The sequence below is a fragment of the Streptomyces sp. enrichment culture genome, from assembly GCF_964273145.1.
Taxonomy (GTDB): domain Bacteria; phylum Actinomycetota; class Actinomycetes; order Streptomycetales; family Streptomycetaceae; genus Streptomyces.
On record NZ_OZ186873.1, the window covers coordinates 3,863,664 to 3,881,389 of the forward strand.

Consider the following 17,726-nt stretch of genomic DNA (forward strand, 5'->3'; position numbering starts at 1 on the left):
ACCCCCTAAGACTGAAGAGAATCTGAGGAGAATCGTGGCCGAGACCACTGCCGAGCAGCCGCTCGAAGAGCTTGACATCGACAGCTACACCACCGAGTCCGAGGTTCCGGTGGAGGGCGAGTACACCTCCGAGTCCCTCGCCTCGCGCTTCGGTGAGCCCCAGCCCGCCGCCGGCCTGGGTCGCCGCAAGAACGCCATCGCCCGCGTCCGGATCGTTCCGGGCACCGGCAAGTGGAAGATCAACGGTCGCACCCTCGAGGACTACTTCCCGAACAAGGTGCACCAGCAGGAAGTCAACGAGCCCTTCAAGGTGCTCGAGCTCGAGGGCCGTTACGACGTCATCGCCCGCATCGCGGGCGGCGGTGTCTCGGGTCAGGCCGGTGCGCTCCGTCTCGGTGTCGCCCGTGCGCTGAACGAGGCCGACGTCGACAACAACCGCGGCCCGCTGAAGAAGGCCGGCTTCCTGCGCCGCGACGACCGCGCGGTCGAGCGGAAGAAGGCCGGTCTGAAGAAGGCCCGCAAGGCTCCGCAGTACAGCAAGCGCTAATCCAGGTCGCCTGCTCGTACTCCGAACGCCCCGGCGGCACGCCACAGTGCTGCCGGGGCGTTCGTGTATCACCGCCTGTAGGCGTATAACAGCACAAGGTGTTCATAGGCTTGTGCGATCGAATGATCGGGCGTCGCAAGAGCATCGCGGGGCGATGCCGTCGTCTGCCCGGGATGCGGAAGGCGCGTGCGTGGGCCGCACCGGCACGGCTTTTCGGAACTGATGCTTCCTCAGGAGGACAAGTGGGACGACTCTTCGGCACGGACGGCGTGCGCGGTGTCGCCAACGCGGACCTGACGGCCGAGATGGCGCTCGGCCTCTCCGTCGCCGCGGCGCACGTGCTGGCCGAGGCGGGCACGTTCGAAGGACACCGGCCGACCGCGGTGGTCGGACGTGACCCGCGGGCGTCCGGGGAGTTTCTGGAGGCGGCCGTGGTCGCGGGCCTGGCCAGCGCCGGCGTGGACGTGCTGCGGGTCGGCGTGCTGCCGACGCCCGCGGTGGCCCACCTGACCGGCGCGCTCGGCGCCGACCTCGGCGTGATGCTCTCCGCCAGCCACAACGCCATGCCGGACAACGGCATCAAGTTCTTCGCCCGCGGCGGTCACAAGCTCGCCGACGAGCTGGAGGACCGGATCGAGGCCGTGTACGCGGAGCACCGCACCGGCGCTCCCTGGGACCGCCCGACCGGTGCCGGCGTGGGCCGCGTGCGGGAGTACGACGAGGGCTTCGACCAGTACGTCGCCCACCTCCTCGGCGCCCTCCCCAACCGCCTGGACGGGCTGAAGATCGTCCTGGACGAGGCGCACGGCGCGGCCGCCCGGGTCTCGCCGGAGGCGTTCGCGCGGGCCGGTGCCGAGGTGATCACCATCGGTGCCGAGCCGGACGGCCTCAACATCAACGACGGCTGCGGCTCGACCCACCTGAACCTGCTGAAGGAAGCCGTCGTCGAGCACGGCGCCGACCTCGGCATCGCGCACGACGGCGACGCCGACCGGTGCCTGGCCGTGGACCACACCGGCAGCGAGGTGGACGGCGATCAGATCCTGTCCGTGCTGGCGCTGGCGATGCGGGAGCGTTCCGCCCTGCGCGCCGACACCGTTGTCGCGACCGTCATGTCCAACCTGGGCTTCAAGCTGGCCATGGAGCGCGAGGGCATCCGGCTGGTGCAGACCGCGGTCGGCGACCGGTACGTCCTGGAGGAGATGAAGGACAAGGGCTACGTCCTGGGCGGCGAGCAGTCCGGTCACGTCATCGTCCTCGACCACGCCACGACCGGGGACGGCACGCTGACCGGCCTGCTGCTGGCGGCGCGCGTCGCCGAGAGCGGCCGTACGCTCAAGGAGCTCGCCTCCGTCATGGAGCGGCTGCCGCAGGTGCTCGTCAACGTGCCGGACGTCGACAAGTCCCGGGTCGCCACCTCCGCCGAGCTGGCCACCGCGGTCACCGAGGCCGAGGCCGAACTCGGCTCCACCGGGCGGGTGCTGCTGCGTCCCTCCGGCACCGAGCCGCTGGTGCGGGTGATGGTCGAGGCCGCCGACATCGAGCAGGCGCGGACGGTGGCCGGGCGGCTGGCCGACGCGGTGAAGTCGGCGCTCGGCTGAGCGAGCCGGGCCGGGCGGTCCCGTCCGGATCGGCCGGCCGCCGGTCCGGCCGCGCCGCCTGACCGGAGCGGGTCCCCGGCGGGCGGTGTCCGGTGGTGGTCGCGGCGGCCGGCCGGGTACGGCGGAACGCGCACGAGCGCGTCCACGGTGGTGCCCCCGCTCCGCGTGGGGGCGCGAGGGGGCTCAGGGCGCGTCCGGGCCGGTCCCGCCGGCGCCCGGGCGGCGGCCCGGTGCCGTCGTGGGGGCCGGGGCCGCCGCGCCGGGAGCGTCCGCGCCCGCCCGGCCGGCGCCCTGGCGCCCGAACGGGCCGGCCGGCCCGGCGGCACCGGGGAGGCGCTTCCGAACACCTCGTGCGGCGGGCGCCGCGCCGGTGACCGGACGATCCGCGGGGAGGGCTCAGCCGGACTTCGTCATGCGCGGGCGCCGGTTCGTCCACAGGGCCTTCTGGGCGAGCAGCGTCAGCGTGCCGGCGAGGACGATGCCGAGCAGGTTCAGCAGGAGCTGCTCGGTGGAGCCCACCGTCTGCTTCATGTCGCCGTAGGACAGGGCGACGGCCGCGTTGGCGGCGGCCGGGACCGTGGTGACGGAGATGGCGACGCCGACCAGGGCGCCGGACTTCGCGGAGGTCAGGGAGAGCATGCCCGCCGTGCCGGCGAGGACCGCCACGACGAACGAGAACCAGTCGGGGGCGTAGACGAAGTCCGTCTGCGGACGCTTGCCCTCCAGTTTCGCCTCGGTGAACAGGCCGGCGGCGTCCATGAACAGGCTGAAGACGACCGTCACCGCCATCGCCACCACGAAGCCCACCAGCAGCGCGACCAGCGACCGCAGCGCCAGGCGCGACGCCCGCCGCACCAGGGCCGTGCAGAAGCCGGCCAGCGGCCCGAACTCCGGGCCGACCGCCATCGCGCCCACGATCAGGACGGCGTTGTCCAGCACCACACCGCAGGCCGCGATCATCGTGGCCAGCGTGATGAAGGCGACGTAGGTGACGGAGAGCGTCGACTCCTCGTGCGTGGCGTCCGCGAGGTGCTCCCACAGGACCGCGTCCGCGGGCTCGCCCGGTGCCTCCTCCTCGGCCCTCTCGGCCCGCCGCGACAGCGACAGGTCGACGTTCTCCACGGCGATCGAGCCCGTCCGGTCCAGGTCCAGCGCCCGCAGTTCGCCGATGAGTTCGTCGCCCGCCTCGCGGGCCACGTCGCACAGCACGAGGTCCCCGGACGGGGTGCGCGCGGCGCCGGGGAGGACGGCGAGGTGCGTGGTGCCGACCGTCCGCTCGATCACGCGGACCACCTCGTCGGTCCGGTCGGCCGGGCAGATCAGGCGCAGGTGCAGCATGGCGGCAGCGTAGCGGTCACAGTTTGCGCAGGCTCAGCCGCTGCACCTTGTGGTCCGGGCCCTTGCGCAGGATCAGGGTGGCCCGGCCGCGGGTGGGGGCGACGTTCTCGATCAGGTTGGGCTTGTTGATGGTCCGCCAGGTGGTGCGGGCGTAGTCGAGGGCCTCCTCCTCCGACACCTGGGTGTACCTGCGGAAGTACGAGGACGGGTCCTGGAAGGCGGTCTGGCGCAGCTTCTTGAAGCGGTTCAGGTACCAGCGTTCGATGTCCTCGGGGCGGGCGTCGACGTACAGGCTGAAGTCGAAGTAGTCGGCGAGGCCGACCCGGGTGCGGCCGTCCTTGCCGGGCAGGGCGGGCTGGAGGACGTTGAGGCCCTCGACGATGAGGATGTCGGGGCGGCGCACGACGAGCCTCTCACCGGGGACGATGTCGTAGATGAGGTGGGAGTAGACCGGGGCGGTCACCTCGTCCTTGCCGGCCTTGATGTCGGCGACGAAGCGGGTCAGCGCCCGGCGGTCGTAGGACTCGGGGAAACCCTTCCGCGACATCAGGCCGCGTGCCTGGAGCTCCTTGGTGGGCAGCAGGAAGCCGTCCGTGGTCACCAGCTCCACGCGCGGGTGCTCGGGCCAGCGGGACAGCAGGGCCTGGAGGAGGCGGGCGACGGTGGACTTGCCGACGGCGACGGAACCCGCCACCCCTATGACGAACGGGGTGCCGGACTGGGAGCCCTGTTCGCCGAGGAAGGTGTTGAGCGCGCCGCGCAGGCCGTCGGTGGCGCCGACGTAGAGGTTGAGCAGCCGGGACAGCGGCAGGTAGATGTCCCGCACCTCGTCGAGGTCGATGACGTCACCGAGGCCGCGCAGTTTCTCGACCTCCTCGGCGGTCAGCGGCAGCGGCGTCTTGTCACGCAGCGCGCTCCACTCGGCGCGGGTGAGGTCGACGTAGGGAGTCGCCTCCGGCCTGTGCCGGTGGGCGCTCCGGGGCATCGAGGGAGCCGGAGAGATCACAGTCCATTGTTAACGGAGTCCGGCGGGGACGGCGGGTGGGGTGGGTCACGTCCGGACACCGCGGCGGGCCCTTCGGGGGCCGGCCGCGCGCCGCCGCGCCGCCGCGCCGCCGCGCCGCCGCGCGGTCGCCGGCACGACCGGCCGCGGAGGCGCGGACCGCGGGGCCGGACCGGCCCCCGTCCCCGGCCGTCCGGTGGTTCCGCTCCCGCCGGCGCTTCGTGCACCGGTGGGAATTTCCGATTCCGGGCACGCGGAGGCGGGTTCGGGGCGCGAAGCCGCCGTAGGCTGCCGCCCATGTGTGGAATCGTGGGATACGTGGGGTCGCAGTCGGCCCTCGACGTCGTGATGGCCGGGCTGAAGCGGCTGGAGTACCGGGGGTACGACTCGGCGGGCGTCGCCGTGCTCGCGGACGGCGGCCTCGCCCCCGCCAAGCGCGCCGGCAAGCTCGTCAACCTGGAGAAGGAGCTGGCGCAACGGCCCCTGCCCGCCGGCACGACCGGCATCGGCCACACCCGCTGGGCCACCCACGGCGGCCCCACCGACGCCAACGCCCACCCGCACCTGGACAACGCCGGCCGGGTCGCCGTCGTCCACAACGGCATCATCGAGAACTTCGCCGCGCTCCGGGCCGAGCTGGCCGGACGCGGGCACGAGCTGGCCTCCGAGACCGACACCGAGGTCGTCGCCCACCTGCTCGCCGAGGAGTTCTCCTCCTGCGCCGACCTGGCGGAGGCGATGCGGCTGGTGTGCCGGCGGCTGGAGGGCGCGTTCACGCTGGTCGCCGTGCACGCCGACGAGCCGGACGTGGTCGTGGGCGCGCGCCGCAACTCGCCGCTGGTGGTGGGTGTGGGGGAGGGCGAGTCCTTCCTCGCCTCCGACGTCGCCGCGTTCATCGCCCACACCCGGGAGGCGATCGAGCTGGGTCAGGACCAGGTCGTCGAACTGCGCCGGGACGGCGTGACGGTGACCGGTTTCGACGGCCGCCCGGCGGAGGTCCGCTCGTACCACGTCGACTGGGACGCCTCCGCCGCCGAGAAGGGCGGCTACGACCACTTCATGCTGAAGGAGATCGCCGAGCAGCCCAAGGCGGTCGCCGACACCCTGCTCGGCCGCATCGACGCGTCGGGCTCCCTGACCCTGGACGAGGTGCGGATCCCCGCCTCGGAGCTGCGCGAGATGGACAAGGTGGTCATCGTCGCGTGCGGTACGGCCTTCCACGCCGGGCTGATCGCGAAGTACGCCATCGAGCACTGGACCCGGATCCCCTGCGAGGTCGAACTCGCCAGCGAGTTCCGCTACCGCGACCCGATCCTCGACCACCGGACGCTGGTCGTCGCGATCTCACAGTCCGGCGAGACCATGGACACCCTGATGGCGCTGCGTCACGCCCGCGAGCAGGGCGCCAGGGTGCTGGCCGTCTGCAACACCAACGGCTCCACGATCCCGCGGGAGTCGGACGCGGTGCTGTACACGCACGCCGGGCCGGAGGTCGCCGTCGCCTCGACGAAGGCGTTCCTGACGCAACTGGTGGCGTGCTACCTGGTGGCGCTGTACCTGGGCCAGGTGCGGGGCACCAAGTGGGGCGACGAGATCCGGGACGTCATCCGCGACCTGGCGCGGATCGGCGGCGCGGTGGAGCGGGTGCTGGAGACCATGGAGCCGGTACGGGAGCTCGCGCGCTCCCTCGCCGACAAGAACACGGTGCTGTTCCTGGGGCGCCACGTGGGCTACCCGGTCGCGCTCGAAGGCGCCCTCAAGCTGAAGGAACTCGCCTACATGCACGCCGAGGGCTTCGCGGCGGGCGAGCTGAAGCACGGGCCGATCGCGCTGGTCGAGGAGGACCTGCCGGTCGTCGTGGTGGTGCCCTCGCCGCGGGGGCGGTCCGTCCTCCACGACAAGATCGTGTCCAACATCCAGGAGATCCGGGCGCGGGGCGCGCGCACCATCGTCATCGCGGAGGAGGGCGACGACGCGGTCGTCCCCTACGCCGACCACCTCATCCGCATCCCCGCCACGCCGACGCTGCTCCAGCCGCTGGTGGCGACGGTGCCGCTGCAGGTCTTCGCGTGCGAACTGGCGACGGCGCGGGGGAACGAGGTGGACCAGCCCCGGAACCTGGCGAAGTCGGTGACGGTGGAGTGAGGCCTTGCCGGGGCGCGGGGGAACGGCCTTCCCCCGCCGTCCGCCGGAGCCGGTCCACCACCGCCCGGCCGGTCCGGGCCGCCCGCCCGTTCCCACCGGGCCGGGTCCGGACCCGGCCCGCGGAGGACCTGTCCGGTGGTGGGGGAGGAGCTCCGGGCGGCGCCTCGTAAGGTGCTCCGCATGAGCATCATCGGGGTCGGTATCGACGTGGCCGAGATCGACCGGTTCGGAGCGTCGCTGGAACGCACGCCCGGGCTGGCCGGGCGGCTCTTCCTCACGAGCGAGTTGCTGCTGCCCAGCGGGGAGCGCCGGGGCGTCGCCTCCCTCGCCGCTCGTTTCGCGGCGAAGGAGGCCCTGGCCAAGGCGCTCGGCGCGCCGGCGGGGCTGCACTGGACGGACGCCGAGGTGTACGTCGAGGACAGCGGGCGGCCCAGGCTGCGGGTGACCGGCACGGTGGCGGCGCGGGCGGCCGAGCTGGGGGTGCGGTCGTGGCACGTGTCGCTCAGCCATGACGCGGGGGTGGCGTCCGCGGTGGTCGTCGCCGAGGGCTGACGGCCGGGAGGCGGGGTGGGAGCATCCGGCCATGGACGCGGGTGGGGGAAGCGGGACGGTCTCCGTCCCGCCGGGCCGGGTGACGCTGACGGACCGGCGGACGCGACGCGGTTGGGAAGTGGACGTCGACTCCTTCCTCCTGTCGGCGCACCAGGTCACCCGGGCCCGGTACGCACAGGTCGTCGGTGACCGGTCGGCCGGCGCCCGGGAGGGGCGGCTGCCTGTCGAGGGCGTCTCCTGGAGGGAAGCGGTCCGGTTCTGCAACGCCCTGTCGCGCAGGGAGGGCTTCAGCCCGGCGTACCTCCTGCGGGGCGACGGCGAGGACGACGACGTCGCGTGGGACACCGCGGCCGACGGATACCGGCTGCCGACCGAGGCCGAGTGGGAACACGCCTGCCGCGCCGGGACCTCCGGCCCGCGCTACGGGCCGCTCGACGAGATCGCCTGGTACCGCGGCAACTCCGGCGGCCGGGTCCACGAGGTGGGCGGCAGGCGGCCCAATCCGTGGGGGCTGTACGACATGCTCGGCAACGTCTGGGAATGGTGCTGGGACGTCTACGACGCCGAGGTCTACGGCGCCTACCGGGTGCTGCGCGGCGGGGGCTGGTTCGACGAGCACTGGAGCTGCCGGGCTTCCGTGCGGCGCCGCAGTCATCCGTCCTTCCGGGTCGACGACGTGGGGTTCCGCCTCGCGCGGTCCGTGCCGCCGGGGAACGCCGGCTGAACGCGCCGTGCGCGACGCGCCCCGCATGCGATAAGATCAATCTCGAACGCAACGCCGAAACGGCGGAGATGCGGCGCGCGTTGGTGGTCCAAGGAAAGACGCCCCGCTTCCTGCGGGGAGATGCAGGTGCAAGGCCTGCCCGGCGCTCGGTGAAGACCCCGGTCCTGTGTCACAGGGCCGGGGTTCTTCGTGTCGCGCCCGGTGCGAGGGCGCGGGGTCCCCCTCCCCGGATGCGGCAGGGTCCGCGGCCCACGGGGCACACTCGACGGCATGCGTACTGCGTACAGCGTGGAGACGGTCAGGGCGGCCGAGCGGGAGCTGATGGCACGGCTCCCCGGCGGGGCGTTGATGCAGCGGGCGGCGGCCGGGCTCGCCGCGGTCTGCGCGGAACTGCTCGGACGGGTGTACGGCAGCCGGGTCGTGCTGCTCGTCGGGAGCGGTGACAACGGGGGTGACGCCCTGTACGCCGGGGCGCGGCTCGCCCGGCGGGGCGCCGGGGTGACGGCGGTGCTCCTCGCGCCGGAGCGGGCGCACGCCGCCGGGCTGGCCGCGTTGCGCCGGGCCGGCGGGCGGGCCGTGGAGGCCGGGGCGGGCGAGCGGATGATCGAGCGGGCCGACCTCGTCGTGGACGGCATCGTCGGCATCGGCGGCAAGGGCGGGCTGCGGCCGGAGGCCGTGCCGCTCGCCACCGCCGCCCGGCGGGCCCGGGCCGCCGTCGTCGCCGTCGACCTGCCGAGCGGCGTCGACGCCGACACGGGAGAGGTGCGCGGGGCCGCCGTGCGGGCCGATGTGACGGTGACGTTCGGGACGCACAAGCCGGGGCTGCTGGTGGATCCCGCGCGGGAGTACGCCGGGTCGGTGCGGCTGGTCGACATCGGGCTGCGGCCCGAACTGCCCCCCGAGCCGGCCCTGGAGGCGTTGCAGCACGCGGACGTGGCCCGGCTGCTGCCGGTGCCGGCGAGCGGGAGCGACAAGTACCGGCGCGGGGTCGTCGGCATCGCCGCCGGGTCCGCGCGGTATCCGGGGGCGGCCGTCCTCGCCGTGTCCGGCGCGCTGCGGGGCGGGGCCGGGGCCGTGCGGTACGTCGGGCCCGCCGGGGACGCCGTGATCGCCCGCTTCCCCGAGGCGCTCGTGTCGGACCGGGGGCCGAGGCGGGCGGGGCGCGTGCAGGCGTGGGTCGTCGGGCCGGGGGCCGGGGACGACGCGGCGACCGTGGCGGAGGCGCTGGCGGCGGACGTGCCCGTACTGGTCGACGCGGACGGGCTGCGGCTGGCCGGCCGGGACGCCGTCCGCGCCCGCACCGCACCGACCCTGATGACCCCGCACGCCGGGGAGGCCGCCGCCCTGCTCGACGTGAGCCGCGAGGAGGTCGAGGCGGCGCGGCTGGCCTCGGTGCGGGAGCTGGCGGCACGTTACCGGGCGACCGTGCTGCTGAAGGGCTCCACGACGGTGGTGGCCGGCCCGGAGGGCGGGCGCCCCGTACGGGTGAACGCCACGGGGACGTCCTGGCTGGCGACGGCCGGCAGCGGGGACGTGCTGTCGGGGCTGGCGGGGTCGCTGCTGGCGGCGGGGCTCCCGGCGCGGGACGCGGCGAGCGTGGCGGCGTACCTGCACGGGCTGGCCGGGCGGTTCGCGGCGGACGGGGCGCCGGCGGGGGCGCACGACGTGGCCGAGGCGATCCCGCGGGCGTGGCGGGACGTGGCACGGGAGCGGACGCGGGGGAGCGGCGGGCCGGGGTGACGGGTTGACGGGGTGACGGGGTGGGGGAGGCGTCGGCGGGGCGGGATGCCGTACGGGAGCGGGCGCGGGGGCGGGCTCCCGCGCGTGCGGGCAGCGACGGGGACGGGGCCCGACGCGGGGTGACGAGGGGACGTAGGCGAGAGGGCGTGCGGGGCGTGGCGGGCGGGGCACGGGGGGCGCGTCGGGCGGCCCGGGCCGGTGCGGCCGGACCGGCCGGCGTGGCGCTCTGAGACACTGGGTCACGATGAGTGAGACAGCAGCCCAGCGGACCGCGCCCCTGCGGGCCCGCGCCGAGATCGATCTGGCCGCCCTGCGGGCCAACGTGCGCGTTCTCCGGGAACGGGCGCGCGGCGCGGCCGTCATGGCCGTGCTGAAGGCGGACGCATACGGTCACGGCGCGCTCCCGTGCGCCCGCGCGGCCGTCGCGGCCGGTGCGACCTGGCTGGGCGCCGCGACGCCGCAGGAGGCGCTCGCGCTGCGGGCGGCGGACGGCGTCCCCGCCGACGTGCGGATCATGTGCTGGCTGTGGACGCCGGGCGGGCCCTGGCGGGAGGGCATCGAGGCGGACCTCGACATGTCCCTCAGCGGCATGTGGGCCCTGGCGGAGGTCACCGAGGCCGCCCGCCTCGCGGGCCGCCCCGCACGGGTGCAGCTCAAGGCCGACACCGGGCTCGGACGGGGCGGCTGCCAGCCCGGCGAGGACTGGGCCGAACTCGTCGGGGCGGCCCTGCGGGCCGAGCGCGAGGGCCTGCTGAGGATCACCGGCCTGTGGTCGCACTTCGCCCGCGCCGACGAGCCGGGCCACCCCTCCGTCGCCGCCCAGCTCACCCGCTTCCGCGAGATGGTCGCGTACGCCGAGGAGCAGGGCGTCCGCCCCGAGGTGCGGCACATCGCCAACTCGCCGGCCACGCTCACCCTGCCCGAGGCCCACTTCGACCTGGTACGGCCGGGCATCGCGATGTACGGCCTCTCGCCCAGCCCCGAGATCGGCACCCCCGCCGACTTCGGGCTGCGCCCGGTGATGACGCTGAGCGCCTCGCTCGCCCTGGTCAAGCACGTACCCGGCGGACACGGCGTCAGCTACGGGCACCGCTACACCACGCCCGGCGCGACCACCCTCGGCCTCGTCCCGCTGGGGTACGCCGACGGCATCCCGCGGCACGCCTCCTCCACCGGACCCGTCCTGATCGACGGCAAGTGGCGCACGGTCGCCGGGCGGATCGCGATGGACCAGTTCGTCGTCGACCTCGGCGGGGACGAGCCCGAACCGGGCGCCGAGGCGGTCCTGTTCGGACCCGGCGAGCACGGCGAGCCCACCGCCGAGGACTGGGCGCAGGCCGCGGGCACCATCGCGTACGAGATCGTCACCCGGATCGGTCCGCGCGTCCCCCGCGTCTACGTGGACGGCACCCGCGCGGCCGGTGTCCCGGTGAACGGGCGACAAGCCGGGTAACCGACAAGAGCGGTCCGGCACTTCAGGCCCCGGCCACACGCAGGGCCCCACACCGGTGAACGAACCGGGCACCCGTCCGGCGAGGAGGAGCGGTACGTGAGCGAGAGCAGCGGGGAGGCCATCGCGGACGTGGCCGCGGCGGCCGTCGCCTCCGCCACGGAAGCGGCTGCCGGAGGCTGGCGCCGGGCGACCGGCATCGCCGGCGTGGCGGTCGGCGTCGTCGCGGCGGGCGCGGCGGTCGGCGTCGCCGTGGAGCGGCTCACCGTCGGCCGCTCCATACGCCGCAGGGCACGGCTCGTCCTGGACGCGGCCGGACCCTACGGCGCGCTGCGCGGCACGCCCGGAACGGCGTACGCCGACGACGGCACCGAGCTGTACTACGAGGTCGACGACGTCGAGCCCGAGGGCGGCCCGGCGCAGCGCCGCCGGCGGCTGTTCGGCCGCAAGGCGCCCGCCCCGGTCACCGTGGTCTTCTGCCACGGCTACTGCCTCAGCCAGGACTCCTGGCACTTCCAGCGGGCGGCCCTGCGGGGCGTCGTCCGCGCCGTGTACTGGGACCAGCGCAGCCACGGACGGTCCGGGCGGGGCGTGGCGCAGGTGCGCGGCGACGCGCCGGTCACCATCGACGAGCTGGGCCGCGACCTGAAGGCCGTGATCGACGCGGCCGTGCCCGAGGGGCCGATCGTGCTGGTGGGCCACTCCATGGGCGGCATGACCGTGATGGCGCTGGCCGACCGGTTCCCCGAACTGATCCGGGAGCGGGTCGCCGCCGTCGCCCTGGTGGGCACCTCCTCCGGGCGGCTCGGCGAGGTCAACTTCGGGCTGCCCGTCGCCGGGGTCAACGCGGTGCGGCGGGTGCTGCCGGGGGTGCTGAGGGCGCTGGGGCAGCGGGCCGAGCTGGTGGAGAAGGGGCGCCGGGCGACCGCGGACCTGTTCGCCGGGATCATCAAGCGGTACTCGTTCGCGTCCCGGGACGTCGACCCGGCCGTGGCCCGCTTCGCCGAGCGGATGATCGAGTCGACGCCGATCGACGTCGTCGCCGAGTACTACCCGGCCTTCGACGACCACGACAAGACGGAGGCGCTCGCCCACTTCGCGGGCCTGCCGGTGCTGGTGCTGGCCGGGATCCAGGACATGGTCACGCCCAGCGAGCACAGCGAGGCGATGGCCGGCCTGCTGCCGGACGCCGAGCTGGTGCTGGTGCCGGACGCCGGGCACCTGGTGATGCTGGAACACCCGGACGTGGTCACCGACCGCCTCGCCGACCTGCTCGCCCGCGCGGGCGCGGCGCCCGCAGGGGCTACGGTGGATGGCTATGGAAGCACCAGCAGCACCGCAGGGCCCGGCTGAGCCCCTGCCCGCCGTCGAGACCACCGTCACCTCCCCCGACCAGATGCGGGAACTGGGCCGCCGGCTCGCCAAACTGGTGCGCGCCGGCGACCTCGTGATGCTCACCGGGGAGCTGGGCGCCGGCAAGACCACGCTGACCCGCGGACTGGGCGAGGGGCTCGGCGTGCGCGGCGCCGTCACCTCGCCGACCTTCGTGATCGCCCGGGTGCACCCCTCCCTCGGCGACGGGCCGCCGCTCGTCCACGTCGACGCCTACCGGCTGTCCGGCGGCCTGGACGAGATGGAGGACCTCGACCTCGACGTCTCCCTGCCCGAGTCCGTGATCGTGGTGGAGTGGGGCGAGGGCAAGGTCGAGGAGCTGACCGAGGACCGGCTGCAGATCCTCATCCACCGGGCCGTGGGCGACACCACCGACGAGGTGCGGCACGTGACGGTGACCGGCGTCGGGGAGCGCTGGGCGGCGGCCGACCTGAGCGTGCTCGCCGGCTGAGCCGGACGGCGGCGCCGCGTTCCGTCCGTGAAGATTCCGACAAGCTGTCGGCAACGATGTTGCGTTCGGCGTCCCGCGCGTGGTCACATGGTACCCAGTCAGTGGTTAGGCATGCCTAACCGCGTCCGCCCCCGGCCCCAGGAGGCGTCCGTGCCGGCTTCAGAGACCAACGCGCAGCCGCAGCCGCAGCCGTCTGCGGTGTCCGGGGTATCCGGGGTGCCCATGCGCGACCTGCTGGCGGCCTGTGCCGCCGCCAGCGCCCTCTCCACGCCGCCGCGCGCACCGGACCCGGTTCTTCCGGCAGCGGCCCCCCGGCCGGCCGGGGACCACCGCGAGGCCGCCTGAGCCCCGCGGGCGGGCCGCGGTGCGCGGCCCCGGCTCAGCGGACGACGACGACCCGCTGCCCGATCGTCGCGAACTGCCACATCGCGTCGCCGTCCGCGCGGGTCTCGCGGATGCCGCCCGTGCGCACGCCCGGGCGGGGCGACGGCATCGAGCCGTCCACGGCGGCGCTGAAGCCGATGACCACGCCGTCCACGCCGGCGAAGCGCACGACGTGCTCGACCGGGACCCCGTCGGAGCCGGTGACCGACTTCGAGCGGGACGTGACCGCGTAGGTGCCCGGCGCCGGGTCCACCGAGCTGGGGACGACCTGGAAGGTGCGCTGGACCCGGTTGTCCGCGCCGACCAGCCACACCCGGTCGTCGCCCAGCGCGTACACGACCCGCTCGCCCTTCCCGGAACCGGCCGGCAGCGCGGTGGGGTCCCGCTTCTCCCGGGGCGCCCCGGGGGCGGGGGCGGCGGACCGCGGCTTGCCCAGCTCGGCCGGGACCGTGGCCGACGCCTGGTAGGCGAGGACGCCCACCGTCGAGAGGGCCGCCGCGGTCAGCCCGGCGACCATCACGGCGCTGCTGCTTGCCACTGGCGACCACCTCGTCGTCGTACGTCGCACGTCGTGCCTCGGGGCGACGGTAGCAGCAGGTGGCCGTCCGACCGGGGCGGACGTGCGCCCGGCGCGGGAGCCGTAGGCTGTTTGCGTGCTCTTGCTCGCTCTGGATACCGCCACTCCCGCCGTGACCGTCGCGCTGCACGACGGTACGGACGTCATCGCGTCGTCGAGCCAGGTGGACGCGCGCCGCCACGGTGAGCTGCTGCTCCCGGCCGTGGACCGGGTGCTCGCCGAGGCCGGTCTGAAGCTCGACGCCGTCACCGGCATCGTCGCCGGCATCGGACCCGGCCCGTACACGGGCCTGCGCGTGGGCCTGATGACCGCGGAGACCTTCTCCCTCGCGCTCGGCGTGCCCGTGCACGGTGTGTGCACGCTGGACGGACTCGCGTACGCCGCCGACCTGCCGGGCCCCTTCGTCGTGGCGACCGACGCCCGCCGCAAGGAGGTCTACTGGGCCCGCTACGCCGACTCCCGCACCCGCGTCACCGACCCGGCCGTCGACCGGCCCGCCGACATCGCCGAGCAGGTCCGGGGCCTGCCCGCGGTCGGCGCGGGCGCGCTGCTGTACCCGGACACCTTCCCCCGGGCGCACGAACCCGAGCACGTCTCGGCCGCCGCCCTGGCCCGGCTGGCCGCGGAGAGGCTCGCGGCGGGCGAGGAGCTGCCCGCGCCCCGGCCGCTGTACCTGCGCCGCCCCGACGCCCAGGTCCCCAAGAACTACAAGGTGGTCACCCCGAAGTGACCGGGCGAACGACCGGACGCACGACCGGGCCGGAGCCCGTCGCGCTGCGCGAGATGCGCTGGTGGGACATCGACCCCGTGCTGCGGCTGGAACGGGAGCTGTTCCCCGAGGACGCCTGGTCGCGGGGGATGTTCTGGTCCGAGCTGGCCCACGCGCGCGGACCGGGGGCCACCCGCCGCTACCTCGTGGCCGAGCGGGACGACCGGATCGTCGGCTACGCGGGACTGGCCGCCTCCGGGGACGTCGGCGACGTCCAGACCATCGCGGTGGCCCGCGACCAGTGGGGCACCGGACTCGGCAGCCGGCTGCTGGCCGGGCTGCTGCGCGCCGCGACCGCCTTCGAGTGCGCCGAGGTGCTCCTCGAATGCCGCGTCGACAACGTCCGCGCCCAGAAGCTGTACGAGCGCTTCGGCTTCGAGCCCATCGGTCTCAGACGCGGCTACTACCAGCCGGGCAACGTGGATGCCCTGGTGATGCGCCTGACCGACCCTGCAACCTCCCTCAACGGCGTACAAGGAACCGAGATCAATGGCTGACTCACGCGACGAGCCTCTCGTCCTGGGTATCGAGACCTCCTGCGACGAGACCGGCGTCGGCATCGTCCGCGGCACCACCCTGCTGGCCGACGCCGTCGCCTCCAGCGTCGACGAGCACGCCCGCTTCGGCGGTGTCGTGCCGGAGGTCGCGAGCCGCGCCCACCTGGAGGCGATGGTCCCCACCATCGACCGCGCGTTGAAGGAGGCGGGCGTCAGCGCCCGCGACCTCGACGGCATCGCCGTCACCGCCGGCCCCGGCCTCGCCGGCGCCCTGCTGGTGGGCGTCTCGGCGGCCAAGGCGTACGCCTACGCGCTCGGCAAACCCCTGTACGGCGTCAACCACCTCGCCTCCCACATCTGCGTCGACCAGCTGGAGCACGGCGCGCTGCCCGAGCCGACGATGGCGCTGCTGGTCTCCGGCGGCCACTCCTCGCTGCTGCTGTCGACCGACATCACCTCCGACGTGCGCCCCATGGGCGCCACCATCGACGACGCGGCGGGCGAGGCCTTCGACAAGATCGCCCGCGTGCTGAACCTGGGCTTCCCCGGCGGCCCGGTCATCGACCGGTACGCGCGCGAGGGCGACCCGGACGCGATCGCGTTCCCGCGCGGGCTGACCGGGCCGCGCGACCCGGCCTACGACTTCTCCTTCTCCGGCCTGAAGACGGCCGTGGCCCGCTGGATCGAGGCCAGGCGGGCGGCGGGCGAGGAGGTGCCGGTGCGGGACGTGGCGGCCTCCTTCCAGGAGGCGGTCGTGGACGTGCTGACCCGCAAGGCCGTGCGGGCCTGCAAGGACGAGGGCGTCGACCACCTGATGATCGGTGGTGGCGTCGCGGCCAACTCGCGGCTGCGCGCCCTGGCGCAGGAGCGGTGCGAGGCGGCCGGGATCCGGCTGCGCGTGCCGCGGCCGAAGCTGTGCACGGACAACGGCGCGATGGTCGCGGCGCTCGGCGCGGAGATGGTCGCCCGGGGCCGGGCCGCCTCCGACTGGGACCTGTCGGCGGACTCGTCGCTGCCGGTGACCGACCCCCACGTCCCGGGCCGGGCGCACGCGCACGACCACGCGCACGAGGTGGGCAAGGAGAACCTGTACTCATGACGGTGGCCCTGATGTGGGAGGCGCGGGCCGTGCCCGGGCGGGGCGGGGAACTGCTGGCCTGGGCACGGGCGCAGGAACTGCCGCGCCGCCCGCTGCGCCGGGAGACCTTCCGCGCCCCGCAGGACCGGGTGCTGGTCGTCACCTGGTGGGACGCGGCGTACGACGCCGACCTCCCCGAACTGCCCGAGCCGGACGAGGACCTGGTCACGCGGGCGGTGCACCGGTGGCGGTTCGAGGCGGTGGACGCGGACGCCGGCTGAGCGGCGGCCCGCCCCGCCGGAGCGGGCGGGACACCGAATGTTGCGACTGGCGAGTCGAATGTTCCGAAAATCCGTGGCCCGCCGATGGGTTCATCGGCGGGGGGCGCAGGGATACGATCGCCGCCATGACATCCCCGCAGCGCGCTGAAACCCGGACGCACGGACGGTCCACCCAGTCCGCGACGCTCGCCGAGATCGCCCGCGAGGCAGGCGTGTCGGCGCCGACTGTTTCGAAAGTCCTCAACGGCCGTGCCGATGTCGCCCCGGCGACCCGCAGCCGGGTGGAGGAGCTGCTGCGCGTCCACGGCTACCGCCGCCGCCGGGCCGAGGCGTCCCGCTCGCCCCTGATCGACCTGGTCTTCCACGAACTGGAGAGCGCCTGGGCGATGGAGGTCATCCGGGGCGTGGAGAACGTGGCGCGGGACGCGGGACTGAGCGTCGTCCTCTCCGAGAGCGCGGGACGGCTGACCCCCGGGCGCAGCTGGGCCGACCAGGTCGCCGCCCGCCGCCCGCACGGCGTGGTGCTGGTGCTGTCCGGCCTCGACGAGGCGCAGCGCGCCCTGCTGACCAGCCGTTCCATCCCGTTCGTGGTGATGGACCCGGCCGGCGACCCGGGCGCCGACGTCCCGTCGATCGGCGCCACCAACTGGCAGGGCGGGCTGGCGGCCACCCGGCACCTGATCGAGCTGGGGCACCGCAGGATCGGCGCGATCAGCGGGCCGACGCGGATGATGTGCGCCCGCGCCCGCGTCGACGGCTACCGGGCCGCCCTGGAGACGGCCGGGCTGCCGGTGGACCCCGCCCTGATCACGGCCGGCGACTTCCACCACGAGGCCGGCTACCGCGAGGGCCTCGCCCTGCTGCGCCGCCCCGACCGGCCCACCGCCGTCTTCGCCGGGAACGACCTCCAGGCGCTCGGGCTGTACGAGGCCGCGCGCGAGCTGGGGCTGCGCGTCCCGGAGGACCTCAGCGTGGTGGGCTTCGACGACCTGCCGGTGGCCCGCTGGGTGGGGCCGCCGCTGACTACCGTACGGCAGCCGCTGACCGAGATGGCCGAGGCCGCCGCCCGTCTCGTCCTCGACCTCGGCCGCGGCGACGACTCCTCGGCGGCGACCCGGGTGGAGCTGGCGACCAGCCTGGTCGTGCGCAGCAGCACGGGAGCGCCGCCGGTGACCCGGGAAGCCCCCTGAGCGGTGG

General features: G+C 74.7%; 17 protein-coding genes. 14 read left to right on the forward strand and 3 right to left on the reverse strand.

Features of this window, described 5'->3' with window-relative positions:
* The first annotated feature begins 34 nt into the window (after positions 1-34).
* Together rpsI and glmM are read left to right on the forward strand one after the other, a co-directional pair.
* Positions 35-547: a 30S ribosomal protein S9 gene (rpsI, locus tag ACSU6Z_RS17595; protein ID WP_003998795.1), complete on the forward strand. Its 513-nt coding sequence runs from the start codon at positions 35-37 to the stop codon at positions 545-547.
* Between the two features lie 242 nt (positions 548-789).
* Positions 790-2,148 carry a phosphoglucosamine mutase gene (gene glmM, locus ACSU6Z_RS17600; protein ID WP_437046769.1) on the forward strand — a complete coding sequence of 453 codons (1,359 nt, stop codon included), beginning with the start codon at positions 790-792 and terminating at the stop codon, positions 2,146-2,148.
* A gap of 396 nt (positions 2,149-2,544) precedes the next feature.
* Here the strand turns inward: glmM and ACSU6Z_RS17605 are convergent, their stop codons facing one another.
* Positions 2,545-3,486 carry a DUF389 domain-containing protein gene (locus ACSU6Z_RS17605; RefSeq protein ID WP_437046771.1) on the reverse strand — a complete coding sequence of 314 codons (942 nt, stop codon included), beginning with the start codon at positions 3,484-3,486 and terminating at the stop codon, positions 2,545-2,547.
* Positions 3,487-3,502: 16 nt separating this feature from the next.
* The gene (coaA, locus tag ACSU6Z_RS17610; RefSeq protein WP_437050361.1) at positions 3,503-4,471 is read right to left on the reverse strand and encodes a type I pantothenate kinase; all 969 of its coding nucleotides are present in this window, start codon (positions 4,469-4,471) and stop codon (positions 3,503-3,505) included.
* A gap of 315 nt (positions 4,472-4,786) precedes the next feature.
* Here coaA and glmS point away from each other — a divergent pair, with 315 nt between their 5' ends.
* From glmS to tsaE, 7 genes are all read left to right on the forward strand, one after another.
* A complete protein-coding gene (gene glmS, locus ACSU6Z_RS17615) occupies positions 4,787-6,634 on the forward strand; it encodes a glutamine--fructose-6-phosphate transaminase (isomerizing) (RefSeq protein WP_437046773.1) in 1,848 nt (615 codons plus the stop codon).
* Between the two features lie 180 nt (positions 6,635-6,814).
* Entirely contained in the window at positions 6,815-7,186 is a 372-nt protein-coding gene (locus tag ACSU6Z_RS17620) for a holo-ACP synthase (protein ID WP_437046775.1), read from the forward strand.
* Positions 7,187-7,217: 31 nt separating this feature from the next.
* The gene (locus tag ACSU6Z_RS17625) at positions 7,218-7,910 is read left to right on the forward strand and encodes a formylglycine-generating enzyme family protein (RefSeq protein ID WP_437046777.1); all 693 of its coding nucleotides are present in this window, start codon (positions 7,218-7,220) and stop codon (positions 7,908-7,910) included.
* A 270-nt stretch (positions 7,911-8,180) separates the two neighbouring features.
* The gene (locus tag ACSU6Z_RS17630) at positions 8,181-9,650 is read left to right on the forward strand and encodes an NAD(P)H-hydrate dehydratase (protein WP_437046778.1); all 1,470 of its coding nucleotides are present in this window, start codon (positions 8,181-8,183) and stop codon (positions 9,648-9,650) included.
* A gap of 244 nt (positions 9,651-9,894) precedes the next feature.
* Positions 9,895-11,103, forward strand: coding sequence for an alanine racemase (gene alr, locus ACSU6Z_RS17635; RefSeq protein ID WP_437046780.1), 1,209 nt, complete (start codon positions 9,895-9,897; stop codon positions 11,101-11,103).
* A gap of 96 nt (positions 11,104-11,199) precedes the next feature.
* Positions 11,200-12,453, forward strand: a complete 1,254-nt coding sequence (locus ACSU6Z_RS17640) for an alpha/beta fold hydrolase (protein WP_437046782.1) — start codon at positions 11,200-11,202, stop codon at positions 12,451-12,453.
* A complete protein-coding gene (gene tsaE / locus ACSU6Z_RS17645; RefSeq protein ID WP_437046783.1) occupies positions 12,419-12,943 on the forward strand; it encodes a tRNA (adenosine(37)-N6)-threonylcarbamoyltransferase complex ATPase subunit type 1 TsaE in 525 nt (174 codons plus the stop codon). Before ACSU6Z_RS17640 ends, tsaE begins: the two co-directional genes overlap by 35 nt.
* 379 nt (positions 12,944-13,322) lie before the next feature.
* Here tsaE and ACSU6Z_RS17650 read toward each other — a convergent pair whose 3' ends face one another.
* On the reverse strand, positions 13,323-13,865 hold the full coding sequence (locus ACSU6Z_RS17650) for a hypothetical protein (protein WP_437046785.1): 543 nt from the start codon (positions 13,863-13,865) through the stop codon (positions 13,323-13,325).
* A 115-nt stretch (positions 13,866-13,980) separates the two neighbouring features.
* Between ACSU6Z_RS17650 and tsaB the strand changes: the two genes are divergently transcribed.
* From tsaB to ACSU6Z_RS17675, 5 genes are all read left to right on the forward strand, one after another.
* Complete coding sequence (tsaB, locus tag ACSU6Z_RS17655; protein WP_437017073.1) at positions 13,981-14,634, forward strand: tRNA (adenosine(37)-N6)-threonylcarbamoyltransferase complex dimerization subunit type 1 TsaB; 654 nt, start codon at positions 13,981-13,983, stop codon at positions 14,632-14,634.
* 53 nt (positions 14,635-14,687) lie between these two features.
* Positions 14,688-15,170 carry a ribosomal protein S18-alanine N-acetyltransferase gene (gene rimI, locus ACSU6Z_RS17660; RefSeq protein ID WP_437050363.1) on the forward strand — a complete coding sequence of 161 codons (483 nt, stop codon included), beginning with the start codon at positions 14,688-14,690 and terminating at the stop codon, positions 15,168-15,170.
* A complete protein-coding gene (gene tsaD / locus ACSU6Z_RS17665) occupies positions 15,163-16,269 on the forward strand; it encodes a tRNA (adenosine(37)-N6)-threonylcarbamoyltransferase complex transferase subunit TsaD (protein ID WP_437046787.1) in 1,107 nt (368 codons plus the stop codon). The genes rimI and tsaD overlap by 8 nt, the downstream gene beginning before the upstream one ends.
* Positions 16,266-16,529, forward strand: coding sequence for a hypothetical protein (locus tag ACSU6Z_RS17670; RefSeq protein WP_437046789.1), 264 nt, complete (start codon positions 16,266-16,268; stop codon positions 16,527-16,529). Before tsaD ends, ACSU6Z_RS17670 begins: the two co-directional genes overlap by 4 nt.
* Before the next feature lie 125 nt (positions 16,530-16,654).
* Positions 16,655-17,719, forward strand: coding sequence for a LacI family DNA-binding transcriptional regulator (locus tag ACSU6Z_RS17675; RefSeq protein WP_437046791.1), 1,065 nt, complete (start codon positions 16,655-16,657; stop codon positions 17,717-17,719).
* The last annotated feature ends 7 nt before the right edge of the window (positions 17,720-17,726 follow it).